Raw genomic sequence first — 16,733 nt, 5'->3', positions numbered from 1 at the left:
AACCAAAACGCCTGTGCTCCGCCTAATGAAAAAAACCCGTTCCAATGAACGGGTTTTCTCTAAAAATTAGAATCTTTTCGCACCGAGGTAACGAGGCTTCCAGTAGCTGTTGTTCAGGCTGCTGACTTGTACGCCGTCAGACCCTGCATGAATGAAACTGTTGTTTCCAATGTAAATCCCCATGTGAGAAGGGCCGGATTTATATGTTGTGAAGAAGACGAAATCACCAACAGACGGGCTGGCAATGCTCTTCATAGAACTCCAGTATCCTGCAGTGCTTGTTCTGCCCACACTTGTTTGTTTATTCAGTACGTACCAAATGAATCCGCTGCAGTCAAAGCCGGAAGTTGTCGTTCCGCCCCATTTATATGGCGTTCCGACTAACGCTTTTGCATCAGAAACCAGTTTGCTCACATTAAGTGATGTAGATGACGTTTTGCTGCTTGAAGATGATGAAGATGAAGCAGGTTTTGAGCTGCTTGTGCTTGTTCCTTTCACCTTCAATACTTGGTTGACATAGATTACATCTGATTTTAAGCCGTTTAAGCTTTTTAATTTGCTAACCGTAGTGCCGTATTTGCTCGCAATTTTAGAAAGGCTGTCTCCGCTCTTCACTTTATAAGTAGAAGTGGAAGATGATGACACTTTTGATGAGCTGGAGCTGCTTGAACTAGTTGAACCTTTCAGTTTCAGGACTTGTCCAACACGAAGCAAATCTGATTTTAAGCCATTCAGCTTCTTCAGTTCATTGATTGTCATGCCGTATTTTTTTGAAATTTTCCAAAGGCTGTCCCCGCTCTTTACTTTGTATGTAGAAGAAGAGGAAGAAGAACTGCTGCTTTTTGAACTTGTAGATTTGCCGTTAATCGATAAAGTTTGTCCCACGTAAATAATGTCTGAACGAAGGTGGTTCTCTGATTTAATTTTACTGATCGTTGTGTCGTATTTTCTTGAAAGATCCCATAACGTGTCGCCTTTTTTCACCTTAATGCTTTGTGCAGATGCCGCTCCTGCAAATAACGTCGATCCTAAAACAACTGCTGTCGTAGCTGTAATGATTTGCTTTTTCATATTTTCCTCCCCAAATGTTAACTCTATATATATGTATCTCTTTTTTTTAATTATTCTTATTGATTTCTATTATAAGGATAGATTCCCATCAGAAATAGTCTTGACTTCATGTGACAAATTTCTTAATTATTCGTTCTAAAAAAAAGTTTTTAAGGGTATTAAATATTTCATTTTCGTTGCAAAGGTGACAAAAAATGAGTGCTTTTGTCATGTTTTATGGGATGTTTTTCAACATAAAGGAAATAAATGAAAAACTTTCGGGGTCGGCTCACATACCGGAAAATGAGTGATAAAGAATATTCGAGGAGAGCTGCGGTTATCCGCAGTTTTTTTATTTAAACAAACATATCATGCAAAGACAGAGAGGTAAAGATTTTTCTGAAAAATGAATGCTTTACATCAAATAAGGCAAGATAACGAAAAGTGTTTTTTCATTTCCTTACAAGGCTTTACTTATTGTTTACATGATCAACAGCCATATTTAACAAAATTTCCCTAACATGATAAACGGAATACATTAAAGGAGGCATGAAAAAAATGAATTTGTTTCAAAAAATGAAATCAAAATTTCTGCCAATCGCCGCTGTTTCTGTCCTTACAGCTGGAATTTTTGCCGGAGCTGAGCTGCAGCAAACAGAAAAGGCCAGCGCCAAAAAACAAGACAAAGCTGAGATCAGAAATGTCATTGTGATGATAGGCGACGGCATGGGGACGCCTTACATAAGAGCCTACCGTTCCATGAAAAATAACGGTGACACACCGAATAACCCGAAGTTAACAGAATTTGACCGGAACCTGACAGGCATGATGATGACGCATCCGGATGACCCTGACTATAATATTACAGATTCAGCAGCAGCCGGAACAGCATTAGCGACAGGCGTTAAGACATACAACAATGCAATTGGCGTCGATAAAAATGGAAAAAAAGTGAAATCTGTACTTGAAGAGGCCAAACAGCAAGGCAAGTCAACAGGGCTTGTCGCCACGTCTGAAATTAACCACGCCACTCCAGCCGCATATGGCGCCCACAATGAATCACGGAAAAACATGGACCAAATCGCCAACAGCTATATGGATGACAAAATAAAAGGCAAACATAAAATAGACGTGCTGCTCGGCGGCGGAAAATCTTATTTTAACCGCAAGGACAGAAACTTGACAAAGGAATTCAAACAAGCCGGCTACAGCTATGTGACAACGAAACAAGCATTGAAAAAAAATAAAGATCAGCAGGTGCTCGGGCTTTTCGCAGATGGAGGGCTTGCTAAAGCGCTCGACCGTGACAGTAAAACACCGTCTCTCAAAGAAATGACGGTTTCAGCAATTGATCGCCTGAACCAAAATAAAAAAGGATTTTTCTTGATGGTCGAAGGGAGCCAGATTGACTGGGCGGCCCATGACAATGATACCGTAGGAGCCATGAGCGAGGTTAAAGATTTTGAACAGGCCTATAAAGCCGCGATTGAATTTGCGAAAAAAGACAAACATACACTTGTGATTGCAGCTGCTGACCATACAACCGGCGGCTTTACCATTGGCGCAAACGGGGAAAAGAATTGGCACGCAGAACCGATTCTCTCCGCTAAGAAAACACCTGAATTCATGGCCAAAAAAATCAGTGAAGGCAAGCCGGTTAAAGATGTGCTCGCCCGCTATGCCAATCTGAAATTCACATCTGAAGAAATCAAAAGCGTTGAAGCAGCTGCACAGGCTGACAAAAGCAAAGGGGCCTACAAAGCTATCATCAAGATTTTTAATACCCGCTCCAACAGCGGATGGACGAGTACCGATCATACCGGCGAAGAAGTACCGGTATACGCGTACGGCCCCGGAAAAGAAAAATTCCGCGGATTGATTAACAATACGGACCAGGCAAACATCATATTTAAGATTTTAAAAACTGGAAAATAAAAAGGATGCAGAACGCTGCATCCTCTTTTTTATAAATATCTGCGGTGAACACCTTTTCCGTCGTACGAAAACATGACTTCCTTATCCTCAAGCACAGACTCAATGTGCACGCTTCTTCCCCAAAGCTGGAATAAATAAGGGAGCACTTTCTCCAAATATTTCAAATCTAACTCTATTCCCTCATACCAATGCTTAATATAGAGCTCGTTATTTTTCATATAATCGCCGTCGTTTACTGTCAAATATGGAAAACCGCCATTTACCCGCATGCTTACGAGCTGGTCGCGCACCGACTTCCACTGTTTATCGATGATTTTATAATCTCGGCCCTGTTTTTGAAACAAATAAAGATCCTCGCGCATGACCAATTCTTTGGTTAAATAATTGCGGATGAAAGAGATATCGGATTCAATCTCCCTGACCTCAAACATTTTCTCCCGGCCGGAGTCAGGCTGCACGCCCATTTTCTTCATTTCCTCCGTCGGGTTGTTGTACCTCTTTTCAATGTCTTCAAATATTTTCAGCCCTAAATAATAAGGATTAATGCCTGTTTTGGACGGCTGAACGACACCTGCATTCAGCTTGGCGAACTCGATCGCTTCATCAGAGGTTAAATCAAGCTCACGTATAATTCGCTGGTGCCAATAGGAAGCCCAGCCCTCATTCATAATCTTGGTTTCCAGCTGAGGCCAGAAATAAAGCATTTCCTCTCTCATCATCGTTAATATATCACGCTGCCATGGCTCCAGCTCCCGGGAATGCTCCTCGATAAAAAGCAGGATATCTTTTTCAGGCCGCGGCGGGAACGGTTTTTTCGATTTTTTCACTTGTTTTTTCGGCTTCTTTTCATCCAAAGACCATAGATCATCGTAAGGCGTGGCTGCCTCTTCAATCTCCTCTTCCTCATCATCCACACTCCATTGGAGCTTTGGTCGGACCAACGACGGATCGATATGCTCCTGAATCGAAAGGATCGCATCTAAAAAAGATTCGACTTCTTTAATCCCGTGAACCTGTTCATAGTGTTTTATCCGTTCAGCCGTTGCCGCCATGCTTTCCACCATATCGCGCTTCGTGTTTTGGAAACGGCAGTTGTTTTTGAAGAAATCGCAATGGGCAAGAACGTGTGCGACAATCAATTTATTTTGGATCAGTGAGTTGCTGTCCAGCAAAAAAGCGTAGCATGGATCTGAGTTAATGACCAGCTCATAGATCTTGCTTAACCCTAGATCATAGTGCAGCTTCATCTTGTGAAACTGCTTGCCGAAGCTCCAGTGGCTGAATCTTGTCGGCATCCCGTACGCGCCAAATGTATAAATAATTTCAGCCGGGCAGATTTCATATCTCATCGGGTAGAAATCAAGGCCGAATCCTTTTGCAATTTCGGTAATTTCCTCAATTGCCCGCTGTAATCCCTTCTTCTCCTCCGCGTTCAACCGAATCCCCCCTACTTGGACTTATCTATAATGTATGAGCCCGCCAGACAAAAGATGATAGCCTCACTCAGGCAGAAAAAAATTCCCCCGGCACATTCAGCTGTTTGCTTATTGGATCAGTGGGTAAACACACACCATACTACGAAAAAAAGGAGCGATACCAATTGAATGTAGCAGACGTGCTTTCTTCTTATCTCAGTAAGCTGCCAAACGTAATCATTGCTTTACTCGTCCTATTAATCGGATGGGCTATCGCTAAAATCATTGAAAAAGCGGTATACAAAGGGCTCAGCAAAACAAAAATCGACGACAAGCTCTTTGCTGGGAAAAAGCCTTCACGCTATTCCTCAGAAAAAGTCATAAGCAAGGTCGTTTATTTTATCGCACTGATCATCGTCTTTATTTTATTCTTTAACATTTTGCACCTGACAACAGTGGCATCGCCGTTTGTCAGTATGCTTTCGGCGATTGCAGCGGCGATTCCAAGCGTGCTGAAAGCCGGACTCATTCTGCTGTTAGGATGGGCTGCAGCCTCTGTTTTGAGCTTCCTTGTCAAAAAAATCGGGATGAAGCTGAACACGAGTGACAAACTGCGCAAGTGGAATTTGGTGTCTGAAGGAAAAGATATTCACCAGGCTGTCAATACCGCTTCACAAATTGTCTTTTATCTCGTGCTGCTTGTTTTTCTGCCAGGGGTCTTATCTTCTTTGAAAATCAGCGGCATTTCAGGTCCTTTTACAAATATGATGGAAAGCGTGCTCGCTTTTCTGCCGAAATTATTTGCAGCGGCGCTTATCGTATTAATCGGCTGGCTTGTTGCCCGCCTTGTTCGTGGTATCATTACGAATTTCCTTGCGAGCATCGGCACGGAGAGATTCGCGGCACGTATGGGTTTATCAATTTACTTAAAAGATACAAGCCTTTCAGCAGTCATCGGAACAATCGCTTATGTGCTGATTATGATTCCGGTGGTCATTTCAGCGCTTGATCAGCTGGATGTCGCTGGCATTTCAAAACCGGCTGTCTCTATGCTGAATACGATTTTAAACATGCTTCCGAACATCTTGATTGCCATCGTGCTTGTTTTAGCGGGTATCTGGGCAGGAAAATGGGTGAAATCCATGGTGTCCGGACTGCTCCATCGCGCAGGCTTTGATTCTGTCTTAGGGAAAATGGGCATGGAAGCCGGAACGCCTGCAAAGCTGTCCTTGTCTCAAGTTGTCGGTATGATTGCGCAAATCATTGTCATTCTGCTCTTTACAGCTGAGGCGCTTCAAATTGTTCGGCTGCACTTCCTCGTAGAAATTGCCACTGGCATCATCGCGTATCTGCCGAATGTCCTTGTCGCCGTATTCATTCTCGGACTCGGCCTTTACGCAGGAGAATTGGTGAGAAAAGTGCTCGCAAGCATGATAAAAGGCCAGGAATTCAAGTCTTTAGCGCCTATTGCTAAATATACGATTATCGCACTTGCTTTCTTTATGGCCCTGGATCAGCTTGGTGTCGCTGCGACAATCGTCAATTCCGCGTTCATCATCGTTCTTAGCGGCTTCGGACTCGCTTTCGGTTTATCCTTCGGCCTTGGCGGTAAGGATTTTGCATCACGTTATCTGTCTACATTTGAACGCAAAATGCAAAATGCAGAAATCGAAAAAAACCGTAAAAACCAAAATCCGCCGAATGACATGTAAGCAAAAAACATGCACCCAGCTGGGTGCATGTTTTTTTAATTCCTTTTTTTTCATTTTTCAATCGATTATGATAAGATATAGAAAATGTCTTATTCTGAGGTCTTATTATGAAGTTAACCAATTATACAGATTATTCATTAAGAGTGTTGATTTTTCTGGCTGCAGAGCGTCCCGGAGAACTTTCAAATATAAAACAGATTGCCGAAACGTATTCTATTTCAAAAAATCATCTCATGAAAGTCATATACAGGCTTGGCCAGCTCGGCTACGTAGAAACGATACGCGGACGGGGCGGCGGCATACGATTAGGCATGGAACCTGAAGACATCAACATCGGTGAGGTTGTCAGAAAAACGGAGGACGATTTTAATATTGTTGAATGTTTTGATGCGAACAAGAATCTCTGTGTTATTTCCCCGGTTTGCGGCTTAAAACATGTGCTGAATGAAGCGCTTTTAGCCTACCTCGCAGTTTTAGACAGATACACACTGCGCGACCTCGTCAAAAACAAAGAAGATATCATGAAGCTTTTAAAAATGAAGGAATAGATCAAGATTCCTTCTTTTTTTATGCCCTTTTTCCCCCTTATTGTTAAGATAATTTGGCTATTTTTATAAAAAGGCAAAACGATGAGACAAATGTGCCGATATAAAAAAGAAACAGCAAATGCAAAATCATTGGGGGAAAAAGGAGAGCTAAGATGAAAAAGAAATTAGCAGCAGGGCTGACAGCATCTGCGATTGTCGGCACAACTTTAGTAGTGACACCAGCTGAAGCAGCAACGATTAAGGTCAAAAGCGGAGATTCTTTATGGAAACTGGCCCAAACCTATAACACAAGTGTGGCGGCCCTCACATCCGCCAATCATCTTTCGACTACTGTTCTGTCGATCGGCCAGACGCTTACTATTCCAGGCAGCAATTCCAGCACTTCTTCATCTACTTCAAGCTCAACAACCAAGAAGAGCGGAAGTTCTGTTTACACAGTGAAAAGCGGAGATTCACTTTGGCTGATCGCAAATGAGTTTAAAATGACGGTGCAGGAACTGAAAAAATTAAACGGACTAAGCAGCGATTTAATTCGTGCTGGGCAGAAATTAAAGGTGTCCGGTACTGTTTCTTCAAGTTCCAGTACAAAAAGCAGTTCCAATAAGAGTTCAAGCTCCAGTTCAAAAAGCAGTTCTAATAAGAGTTCAAGTTCTTCATCTTCTACGGGAACATATAAGGTGCAGCTTGGAGATTCACTTTGGAAAATTGCAAACAAAGTCAATATGTCCATCGCTGAATTGAAGGTCTTGAACAACTTAAAATCAGACACCATTTACGTGAATCAGGTGTTGAAAACAAAATCAAGCGGCTCTGATACGTCTTCTAAAGACAATTCATCCAAATCGAACCAAACTTCAGCAACAACTAAATATACCGTTAAAAGCGGAGATTCACTTTGGAAAATCGCAAACAACTATAACCTGACTGTACAGCAAATCCGAAATATCAACAATCTGAAATCAGATGTGCTGTACGTTGGACAAGTATTGAAGCTGACAGGTAAAGAAGCATCTTCAGGCTCTTCATCATCGTCGTCTTCTTCGTCAAATGCAAGCTCCGGCACGACGACTACATACACGGTGAAAAGCGGTGATTCCTTATGGGTGATTGCTCAAAAATTTAATGTAACAGCTCAGCAGATTCGTGAGAAAAACAATTTAAAAACGGATGTCTTGCAGGTTGGCCAAAAGCTGGTCATTTCCGGAAAAGCTTCATCATCGTCTTCATCCGGTTCTTCAAACAACACCAGCTCAACGAGTGCGAAGATTAACACAATGATTTCGGCCGCTAAAGCGCAGCTTGGGGTTCCGTATCGCTGGGGAGGCACGACACCGTCCGGGTTTGACTGCAGCGGATTCATTTATTATGTACTGAACAAAGTCACATCCGTATCTAGATTAACGGCAGCGGGATATTGGAACACAATGAAATCAGTTAGCCAGCCTGCTGTCGGAGATTTCGTTTTCTTTACAACATATAAAGCCGGCCCTTCCCACGTCGGAATTTACCTAGGCAACGGGGAATTCATAAATGCCAACGATTCCGGAGTTGTCATTTCCAATATGAACAACTCTTACTGGAAACAGCGCTATCTCGGTGCAAAACGATATTTCTAAAAACAGAAACTGTGCGGCCTTAACGGCTGTACAGTTTTTTATTAGAGCCTAAAGACGTTGATGCTGATCATATGATTTGTCACCGGATGAAAATAGACTTCGGCCCGAACAGAAAAAGTGTCATCTTTCTGTCTGACTGTCACCCGAAAGACATCTTTCGTCTGCTGATCATTCACCTCTGTACGCCCCATATAAGCATAATCAGAAAATGAAGCGCCCTTATATTCATCCTGAATTTTGCTCCAGGCAAGCTGTTCCCACTTTTGAACGGACTCGTTTGTGTCCGTTGAATGACCTTTTGCAGCCATTGACACGATAATCAATCCGCAAAAAAGAAGCGCGATGGTATACGGCAGAGATTTCATTTTTTCAGTCTCCTGTACCCAGAATATGTTCCCTCATAGGTTTACCAAAAGCGATATCTTCATTCAGGCATTTGGATTTTATGTCTCCCTCATATTGCTACCCCTTTACTGCCGCAGACGCCAAGTTTTGCCCCGTCAATAACAGAGGATGCGGCATAAACTAATCATGAACTTCTCATCCAAGAAAGGAGAAGCGATTCATGGATTATGCCGATTACGATAAAGCGCTTTATTACACCCATCGTTCTCAATGGGATAATTTATTAATTTTAATGGTGCGTACAGAGGACGATTTGTTGTCAAAACGAATTGAGCATTTTCTGCATGCGTATCATTTTGAACAGGATTACGCCGTTTTAGAAAAGATGCTGTATTCCCTTCTCCGTTATATTGATCATGCCACAGAGCTGACTTATGAAGATCAAATAGCCCTTCTCACATAAACAAATCCCGGCGTTTAGACGCCGGGATTTCCTGCTTTTGCGAACATACTGAGTTCTTCGACAAGCTCTTTTAAGCTTTCCTTAATGTTTTCAGCCACTGTAGCATTTTCAACATCAATATGCACCGGATCAAGCACCAGCTGCTTCGGGATGACATTGGCGTAGACACCCCGCATCACAGTTCTCATATTGTTCAGCGCATTGATGCCGCCTTTTCCGCCTCCCGCTACTGCCAATAATGCAACGGGCTTATATTTGAATTGTTCGCTGCTTAGAAAATCCAAGGCATTTTTTAAAGCACCGCTCATGCCGCTATGATATTCAGGCGATAATAATACAATCGCTTCCGCTTTAGTAACGCGTTGTTTAAGCTCCTGTACCTTCAACAGTTCAGATTGATCCGCTTCACCGTTAAAAATCGGCAATACAAACTCACTTAGATCAATCAAATCCGTGTGATACAGTGCTGAAATATAGGATGCTGCAATTCTTGTCCTGCCATGTTTTCTAGGCGTGCCATTTATGACTAACATGTTCATTTCGAGATCTCTCCATTCAGGTTATATTTCACTGCGAAAAGCGCTGCTTGCGTACGATCAGCCACTTCAAGTTTTGCTAAAAGATTCGATACATGGGTTTTTACTGTTTTTTCTGAAATAAACAAGGCTGCTGCGATTTCTTTATTGCTTTTCCCGTTCGCTATTTCAGTCAGAACATCTTTTTCCCTTCTTGTTAATTGATAGTATTTTTCTTTTTCCGGGTCGTGCTGATTTTTCATATGTGTCAGCACATGGGGCATAATAGCTGTAGAAAGCTTGTATTCGCCAGCATGCACTTGTCTTAGTGTTTTCACCAATTCCTCGGGCTCCGTATCCTTTAATTGATACGCCTTCGCGCCTGCCCGAAGCGCGGGGATGACGTGCTCCTGATCAGAGTAGCTCGTCAGCACAATGATATTCGTCTCCGGGAATTGCTGTATTGCTTTTTTAATGGCTTGAATGCCGTCCATCTCGGGCATAGACAGATCCATTAGCACAAGATCCGGCTTTGTCTCTTCGATGACACGGAGTGCTTCTAATCCGGTTGCAGCTTCTCCGACAACTTCAATATCATCCTGGGTGGCAAAGAAAAAACGCAGACCCTTTCTGACAACATGATGATCATCAGCAATGACAATTTTCATACCGCCCCTCCTTTTCGGCTTTTTAGCGGAAGCCTGATGGACAGCTTTGTTCCAGTTCCAAGCGCTGACTCAATCCAAAACTTAGCGCCGGCTTTTTCCGCCCGTTCTTTCATACCCTTGATGCCAAGTGAAGGCAGACCGGCATGCGCTTCATAGCGAAATCCTGCCCCATGATCGATGATATCCAGCTCCGCATGGCACAAAGAAGCAGTCAGACTAACATACGCCGTATCCGTTCCAGCATGCTTTTTGCAGTTATTTAAAGCTTCCTGTACGACACGCCATAGCATATGCTCCTGCTCATCAGTCAGAACAGGACAGCCTTTTTGTGTAAAAATGATCTTCAATCCAATGAGCGCACCATAGCTTTTAATGGCTTCAGCCAGCCCTTTTTCCAATCCTCCGGGGCGAAGCTGCCAAATTAACGCTTTCATTTCTGCGAGCGCGTCCTGTGATAGGTTTTGGATGAAATCAATCATCTGCTGTAAATTCTCATCTTTTGTTAGTGTCTTCGCAGCTTTGGCAGTTAAACTGACGGAAAACAGCATTTGATTGACTGAATCGTGAAGCTCCTGAGCGAGGCGGTTACGCTCCATTAAAAGAGCATTTTTTTGTTGATATTCAGAAAGTCTCATACGCTGAATTGCCGTTCCGATCTGAAAGGCGACAGACTCGAGTAAATGCAGCTCTTCCTCATCAAACATGGTTTTTCCGGCCGCCGCTACATTTAACAATCCGAATCTTCTGTCCCCATCTTCTAAAGGCACAGTTGCATGATGCGTAATCCCTTCTGTGTCAAAACAATGCAGGTTTTCTGCTGATTCGATGCGTTTGCAGTTCATGATATTTGCAGCCTTTCTAAGCCCTCCGTTATTGAATTTCGTCAGGCAGTAACACTCCCCTTCGCACATCAGCACTTTTTCCTTGCGGCTTAAAGCCGGAGGCAGATACGCGTCGGCCGCTAACGTATAAGTTCCATCTTCTTCGATCAGAAAAATCCATCCGGATTGAAGGTTTGTCAGACTCAGCAACTCTTTTAAAACCTCATCCAGTGTTGCTTTGATATCGTGCCCTTGATTTAAGGTTTCCGCAATCATTTTAAGCGTTTTTAATTTTTCCATCCTCGTTTTGCTCACGTTTCTCACTCCGGCATTGATCTTGTATTTAAGATTATACCAGTTTTTTGTATTTCATTACTTCACTTGTAGGATGATTTTCTTTCAGACTTTTGGATGAGAAAAAGAAAAAGCCGGATCATTTACAATGACCCAGCTCATACTTGAATTATTTTGCTGTCGACTCAACAATTTCATCCACCGTCTTCATTACATCTTCAGAAAGGAAGGCAAGACGCTGTTCACTGTCTTCCAAAGATGACCCTTTTACGGCGAAATAAAATTTCACCTTCGGCTCAGTTCCAGAAGGACGAAGACAGAACCAAGACCCGTCTTCCAGGAAGTATTTCAATACATTTGATTTTGGCAAGTCGATGGCTTCTTCTTTGTTTTCAGTCAGAAGCGTCCGTTTGCTTACAGCGTAATCTTCTGCTGTGACAACCTGTTTGCCCGCCATTTTCTGCGGTGGATTTTGTCTGAAGGAAGCAAGAATCGCTTCAATTTGCTCTGCTCCTTGTTTGCCTTTCAGCGTCAGGGATTTCAGCCCTTCACGATAAAAACCATACTCGTTAAAGAGATTGATGAGCGCCTCATACAAAGACATTCCCTGTTTTTTATAGAACGCGCAAACTTCAACTGCCAAAAGCGCAGCCTGAATGGCGTCCTTATCGCGGGCAAAATCCCCGATTAAATAACCGTAGCTCTCTTCATAACCAAATTGGAAGGTATACTGGCCTGATGCATCGTATTCCTTGATCTTTTCACCGATAAACTTAAAGCCTGTCAGCGTATCAATCGTATCAAGGCCGAATGAAGAAGCTACAGCACGGCCGATTTCGCTTGTGACGATCGTTTTGAGAACAACACCGTTATCAGGCAGGATGCCTTGTTTTTTCTTTTCAGAAAGCAGGTAATGAAGCAGCAGCGCTCCGGTTTGGTTTCCTGTCAGCACTGTATATTTGCCTTGATCGTTTTTCACCGCGATGCCGAGGCGGTCAGCATCAGGGTCTGTGGCGATGAGAATATCTGCATTCTGCTCCTCCCCAAGCTTAATGGCATATTCGAATGCCGCATGCTCTTCCGGGTTCGGCGATGTAACAGTGGAGAAGTTTGAATCCGGCAGTTCCTGTTCTTTGACAACCGTTACATTTTTGTAGCCGAGTGCTTCAAGACCGCGTCTGACCGGTTTATTTGCAGTTCCATGCAGCGGTGTGAAAACAACCTTTACATCTACTTCTTCCGATAATTCAGGATGTACAGAAATCGACGCCAGTTTTTCTGTATAAACTTTATCAATATCTTCACCGATGATTTTAATTAAGCCTTTTTCTTTTAACTTATTTTCTTCGTCTACTGTGATCGTCAGCTCATTTTCAATCGCGTTTACCTGCTCAATGACAATGTCCGCTTCCTTTGGAGGCAGCTGACCGCCATCATCCCCATATACTTTGTAGCCGTTATATTCAGGCGGGTTATGGCTTGCCGTTACCACAATTCCACCATAAGCGTTCAGCTGTCTGACAGCGAATGACAGCTCTGGCGTCGGGCGAAGCTCATCAAACACGTATGTTTGGATGCCTTGTGTCGCAAGTGTTTTTGCCGCTTCCATCGCGAACTCCGGAGATTTATGGCGGGAATCATAAGCAATGACAACGCCCCGTTTTTTCGCTTCCTCACCTTGCTTCGAGATGTATGCCGCAAACCCGGCCGATGCTTTGCGCACAGTGTAAATATTCATCCGATTTGTCCCGGCGCCGATTTCCCCGCGCATTCCGCCGGTACCGAATTCAAGGTCTTTATAGAAACAGTCCTCAAGGGCCTGTTCATCTCCCTCTAATTCAATAAGGCGCTCTTTTAATTCCGGATCTAAATGTTCTGTCTGTTTCCAGCGTTCATAGCTCTTTCTCCAAGTCATATTCGTCCTCCTATGTATCAGCTTATGCCATTATTTTATATGAAGCGGGTGCCTCTGTCACTTGATAACCTGAGATCTGGCCCTTTCCACGTATAAAGAAATAACGGGCTGCAGACAGCCCGTTATGATTTATTGCTCAAGCGGTACGACCGCATCGTGTAAAAGCTTGTTGAGGTTTTCTGTATGTTTGTTTTTCGCCTGCTCATCCCATTGGAATCGCTCGCTCATAAAATCAATAACGGCATCTTTATATGTTCTTACCCAATTGATATCAAAAAATAAACGTCCCGTTCTGCGGACAAAGAAGTCAGCAGGGGTTGCAGTCATCTCTTCTTCTATACTGTATTCTGCCTCAGCAAGAATATGAACCGGAATGTTGCGTTTCGCGGCTTCATCTTTCAGCGCTTCTACCCGGTCAAAGACGCGATCTACGTTAGAGCCGTATCTGATCGCCAGCTGTTTTGCGTCTTTTTCTGATAAACCGGCTGCAATTCCTTCTTTTGTTTTCGTGGTAACGAAGGACATGAGATTTTTCGAACCGCCGACGTGCCCGCCAGAGATTGGCATGTTTTTCGTTTTACATGGTCCAAAATCCTTTTCGCCCTCTTCTTTTAAGCGATCACGGACAAGATCAACGATGTGCTCCGCCATTTTTCTGTATCCAGTCAGTTTTCCGCCGGCAATGGTGATCAGGCCTGAGTCAGATGTCCAAATCTCGTCTTTCCGTGAAATTTCAGAAGGATCTTTGCCTTCTTCATGAATCAGCGGACGCAGCCCCGCCCAGCTGGATTCGATGTCATTCGCAGTGATATTCAGTTCCGGGAACATGTAATTGATTGATTTGATGACATAATCACGATCCTCCGTTGTCATCCGAGGATGCTCCAGCGCCTCTTTGTAAACAGTGTCTGTTGTTCCCACGTATGTTTTGCCTTCACGAGGAATCGCAAATACCATCCGGCCATCAGGTGTATCGAAATATACAGCCTGTTTCAGCGGAAAGACAGACTGGTCAAATACAAGGTGAATGCCTTTTGTATGCTGCAAATGCTTTCCGTTTTTCGAATGGTCTTTTTCTCTGAGCTGATCGACCCAAGGGCCTGTAGCATTGACAATTTTTTTCGCATACACTTTATATTCTTTCTTTGTCAGCACATCTTCAATTAATACGCCGACGGCTTTGCCTTTTTCGTAAAGAAGCTCCTTCACTTTGGAGTAATTCACAGGCTCTGCCCCGAATTTCACCGCTTCCTTCATGACTTCGATGGTCAGTCTCGCATCGTCAGTGCGGTATTCCACATAATACCCGCCGCCTTTTAAGCCGTCTTTTTTCACCAAAGGCTCTTTTTGCAGCGTTTCTTTTGCTGAAAGCATGCTTCTTCGTTCTGACTTTTTCACACCTGCAAGGAAGTCATAAACTCTTAACCCGATAGATGTTGTAAATGAACCGAATGTGCCGCCTTTATGAAACGGAAGCAGCATCCATTCCGGTGTAGTGACATGCGGGCCGTTTTCATACACAATCGCCCGCTCTTTTCCTACCTCAGCGACCATTTTCACTTCAAATTGTTTTAAATAGCGCAAGCCGCCATGTACCAGCTTCGTTGATCGGCTTGATGTTCCCGCCGCAAAGTCCTGCATTTCGCTTAGTGCGACCTTCATTCCCCTTGATGCCGCGTCAAGAGCTGTTCCGGCTCCTGTAATTCCTCCTCCGATAATAAATAGGTCATATGTTTTTTTCGTCATGTCTGTCAGCATGCGATCTCTTTCAAGACTTGAAAATTGATGTTTCATCATTACGTTTCCTCCTTGTTGTCACGGTAAATAGAAAAAGAGACCACAACAGCCAAAGTGCATGCTTACACTTTGGTGCTGTGGTCTCTCCTCATCTCAGGACCGTTCTTATTAACTTGTAACCATTATACCATAGTATTACTTTATTTAAAAGCCATAGCTGCTTTCACGGCTTTTTGCCAGCCTTTATACAGCTCATTTCGTTTTTCTTCTTCTAATTCAGGTTCAAACCGTTTATCCAGATTCCACTGGTTCGCGATTTCAGAACGGTCCTTCCAGAATCCCACAGCGATACCTGCCAAATAAGCCGCGCCAAGTGCAGTCGTTTCATTAATTTCCGGACGCTCCACAGGAACATTCAACAGGTCTCCTTGGAACTGCATTAGGAAATTGTTTTTTACAGCTCCTCCGTCTACACGAAGCGTCTTTAATGAAATGTTTGAATCTGCTTCCATTGCGTCAAGCACATCTTTTGTCTGATAAGCCAATGACTCCAGTGTCGCACGGATAAAGTGCTCTTTTGTTGTCCCTCTTGTCAGGCCGAAAACCGAACCGCGCACATCGCTGTCCCAGTAAGGCGTTCCCAGTCCGACAAAGGCCGGAACGACATATACGCCGTCAGTTGAATCCACTTTCTCTGCATATGATTCGCTAAGCGAAGAGTCCTGGAACATTCTCAATCCGTCTCTAAGCCACTGGATGGCAGAGCCAGCGACAAAAATGCTTCCTTCTAACGCATAGTTCACTTTTCCGTCAATGCCCCAAGCAATTGTTGTCAAAAGCCCATGTTCGGACTTAATTGCTTTTTCCCCGGTATTCATCAGCATGAAACATCCAGTGCCGTATGTGTTTTTCCCCATGCCTTCTTCAAAGCATGCCTGGCCGAACAATGCGGACTGCTGGTCTCCTGCCGCTCCCGCAATCGGAATATTTTTTCCGAAGAAGTGATAATCAACAGTCTCCGCATACACATGGGAAGACGGCTTCACTTCAGGGAGCATGGATTTCGGTACGCCTAGAATGTCGAGCAGTTCATCGTCCCATTTTAAATCGTAAATATTAAACATCAGTGTTCTTGAGGCATTGGAGTAATCGGTCACATGCGCTTTTCCGCCTGACATTTTCCAAATGAGCCACGTATCAATCGTTCCAAACAGCAGCTCGCCTTTTTCCGCTTTTTCTCTTGCGCCTTCCACATTGTCTAAAATCCACTTCACCTTCGTGCCGGAGAAGTATGGATCGATTAAAAGCCCGGTTTTTTCTCTGAATTTATCATTATATCCTTTTTCACGAAGTTCCTCACAAATGCCGGACGTCTGTCTGGACTGCCAAACGATTGCATTATAGACAGGACTTCCTGTATCTTTATCCCACACAACCGTCGTCTCGCGCTGGTTCGTGATGCCGATGCCGGCAATTTGAGAAGCGCTGATTCCTGATTCAGAGATGACTGAGGCAATAACCGCGAGGACAGAGCCCCAAATTTCATTGGCATTATGCTCAACCCAGCCAGGATGCGGGAAGTATTGTGTAAATTCCTTTTGAGCAGAGTGAACGATCTTGCCTTCTTTATTAAACAGAATCGCTCTTGAACTTGTCGTCCCCTGATCTAAGGATAAAATGTACGTTTCCATAAGATGTC

13 protein-coding genes and 1 pseudogene are annotated in these 16,733 nt (G+C 43.7%); 5 read left to right on the top strand and 9 right to left on the bottom strand.

Features of this window, described 5'->3' with window-relative positions; genetic code table 11:
• Positions 1–66: 66 nt before the first annotated feature.
• Positions 67–1,071 (bottom strand): peptidoglycan endopeptidase LytE, encoded by a 1,005-nt coding sequence (lytE, locus tag MHH79_RS05140; protein WP_063334956.1) that lies wholly within the window; start codon positions 1,069–1,071, stop codon positions 67–69.
• Positions 1,072–1,599: 528 nt separating this feature from the next.
• Between lytE and phoA the strand changes: the two genes are divergently transcribed.
• Complete coding sequence (gene phoA / locus MHH79_RS05135) at positions 1,600–2,985, top strand: alkaline phosphatase PhoA (RefSeq protein WP_080467285.1); 1,386 nt, start codon at positions 1,600–1,602, stop codon at positions 2,983–2,985.
• 29 nt (positions 2,986–3,014) lie between these two features.
• Here phoA and spoVR read toward each other — a convergent pair whose 3' ends face one another.
• The gene (spoVR, locus tag MHH79_RS05130) at positions 3,015–4,421 is read right to left on the bottom strand and encodes a stage V sporulation protein SpoVR (protein ID WP_003233364.1); all 1,407 of its coding nucleotides are present in this window, start codon (positions 4,419–4,421) and stop codon (positions 3,015–3,017) included.
• 30 nt (positions 4,422–4,451) lie between these two features.
• Here spoVR and MHH79_RS05125 point away from each other — a divergent pair.
• The 3 genes and pseudogenes from MHH79_RS05125 (at position 4,452) to lytF (ending at position 8,276) form a co-directional block, all read left to right on the top strand.
• A pseudogene (locus MHH79_RS05125) lies at positions 4,452–6,112 on the top strand (mechanosensitive ion channel).
• 107 nt (positions 6,113–6,219) lie between these two features.
• Positions 6,220–6,660, top strand: coding sequence for a nitric oxide-sensing transcriptional repressor NsrR (nsrR, locus tag MHH79_RS05120; RefSeq protein WP_063334953.1), 441 nt, complete (start codon positions 6,220–6,222; stop codon positions 6,658–6,660).
• Positions 6,661–6,812: 152 nt separating this feature from the next.
• A complete protein-coding gene (gene lytF / locus MHH79_RS05115) occupies positions 6,813–8,276 on the top strand; it encodes a peptidoglycan endopeptidase LytF (RefSeq protein ID WP_063334952.1) in 1,464 nt (487 codons plus the stop codon).
• A 41-nt stretch (positions 8,277–8,317) separates the two neighbouring features.
• On the opposite strand, the gene MHH79_RS05110 is transcribed toward lytF, so the two are convergent.
• Entirely contained in the window at positions 8,318–8,641 is a 324-nt protein-coding gene (locus MHH79_RS05110) for a YqzG/YhdC family protein (protein ID WP_014476269.1), read from the bottom strand.
• Positions 8,642–8,841: 200 nt separating this feature from the next.
• Here MHH79_RS05110 and MHH79_RS05105 point away from each other — a divergent pair, with 200 nt between their 5' ends.
• Positions 8,842–9,084, top strand: coding sequence for a YhdB family protein (locus MHH79_RS05105; protein WP_003233373.1), 243 nt, complete (start codon positions 8,842–8,844; stop codon positions 9,082–9,084).
• Between the two features lie 14 nt (positions 9,085–9,098).
• Here MHH79_RS05105 and yhdA read toward each other — a convergent pair whose 3' ends face one another.
• The 6 genes from yhdA to glpK all read right to left on the bottom strand — a co-directional run bounded on the left by yhdA (position 9,099) and on the right by glpK (position 16,725).
• Complete coding sequence (gene yhdA, locus MHH79_RS05100) at positions 9,099–9,623, bottom strand: FMN-dependent NADPH-azoreductase (protein WP_063334951.1); 525 nt, start codon at positions 9,621–9,623, stop codon at positions 9,099–9,101.
• The gene (gene yhcZ / locus MHH79_RS05095; protein ID WP_015383201.1) at positions 9,620–10,267 is read right to left on the bottom strand and encodes a two-component system response regulator YhcZ; all 648 of its coding nucleotides are present in this window, start codon (positions 10,265–10,267) and stop codon (positions 9,620–9,622) included. Before yhcZ ends, yhdA begins: the two co-directional genes overlap by 4 nt.
• Positions 10,264–11,403, bottom strand: coding sequence for a two-component system sensor histidine kinase YhcY (yhcY, locus tag MHH79_RS05090; protein ID WP_063334950.1), 1,140 nt, complete (start codon positions 11,401–11,403; stop codon positions 10,264–10,266). The genes yhcZ and yhcY overlap by 4 nt, the downstream gene beginning before the upstream one ends.
• A gap of 148 nt (positions 11,404–11,551) precedes the next feature.
• Entirely contained in the window at positions 11,552–13,297 is a 1,746-nt protein-coding gene (gene pgcA / locus MHH79_RS05085) for a phosphoglucomutase (protein ID WP_340035022.1), read from the bottom strand.
• Between the two features lie 129 nt (positions 13,298–13,426).
• A complete protein-coding gene (gene glpD, locus MHH79_RS05080; RefSeq protein WP_015383198.1) occupies positions 13,427–15,094 on the bottom strand; it encodes a glycerol-3-phosphate dehydrogenase in 1,668 nt (555 codons plus the stop codon).
• A gap of 140 nt (positions 15,095–15,234) precedes the next feature.
• Positions 15,235–16,725, bottom strand: a complete 1,491-nt coding sequence (gene glpK, locus MHH79_RS05075; protein ID WP_003233384.1) for a glycerol kinase GlpK — start codon at positions 16,723–16,725, stop codon at positions 15,235–15,237.
• Positions 16,726–16,733 lie beyond the last annotated feature (8 nt).

The sequence above is a fragment of the Bacillus sp. FSL K6-0993 genome (assembly GCF_037977205.1).
Taxonomy (GTDB): Bacteria; Bacillota; Bacilli; order Bacillales; family Bacillaceae; genus Bacillus; species Bacillus subtilis.
This window is presented reverse-complemented; position numbering and strand designations above follow the sequence as displayed.

Coding starts and splice junctions, on each gene's coding strand:
- lytE (WP_063334956.1), bottom strand. CDS start 1,071: ATGAAAAAGCAAATCATTACAGCTACGACAGCAGTTGTTTTAGGATCG.
- phoA (WP_080467285.1), top strand. CDS start 1,600: ATGAAAAAAATGAATTTGTTTCAAAAAATGAAATCAAAATTTCTGCCA.
- nsrR (WP_063334953.1), top strand. CDS start 6,220: ATGAAGTTAACCAATTATACAGATTATTCATTAAGAGTGTTGATTTTT.
- lytF (WP_063334952.1), top strand. CDS start 6,813: ATGAAAAAGAAATTAGCAGCAGGGCTGACAGCATCTGCGATTGTCGGC.
- MHH79_RS05110 (WP_014476269.1), bottom strand. CDS start 8,641: ATGAAATCTCTGCCGTATACCATCGCGCTTCTTTTTTGCGGATTGATT.
- MHH79_RS05105 (WP_003233373.1), top strand. CDS start 8,842: ATGGATTATGCCGATTACGATAAAGCGCTTTATTACACCCATCGTTCT.
- yhdA (WP_063334951.1), bottom strand. CDS start 9,623: ATGAACATGTTAGTCATAAATGGCACGCCTAGAAAACATGGCAGGACA.
- yhcZ (WP_015383201.1), bottom strand. CDS start 10,267: ATGAAAATTGTCATTGCTGATGATCATCATGTTGTCAGAAAGGGTCTG.
- pgcA (WP_340035022.1), bottom strand. CDS start 13,297: ATGACTTGGAGAAAGAGCTATGAACGCTGGAAACAGACAGAACATTTA.
- glpD (WP_015383198.1), bottom strand. CDS start 15,094: ATGATGAAACATCAATTTTCAAGTCTTGAAAGAGATCGCATGCTGACA.
- glpK (WP_003233384.1), bottom strand. CDS start 16,725: ATGGAAACGTACATTTTATCCTTAGATCAGGGGACGACAAGTTCAAGA.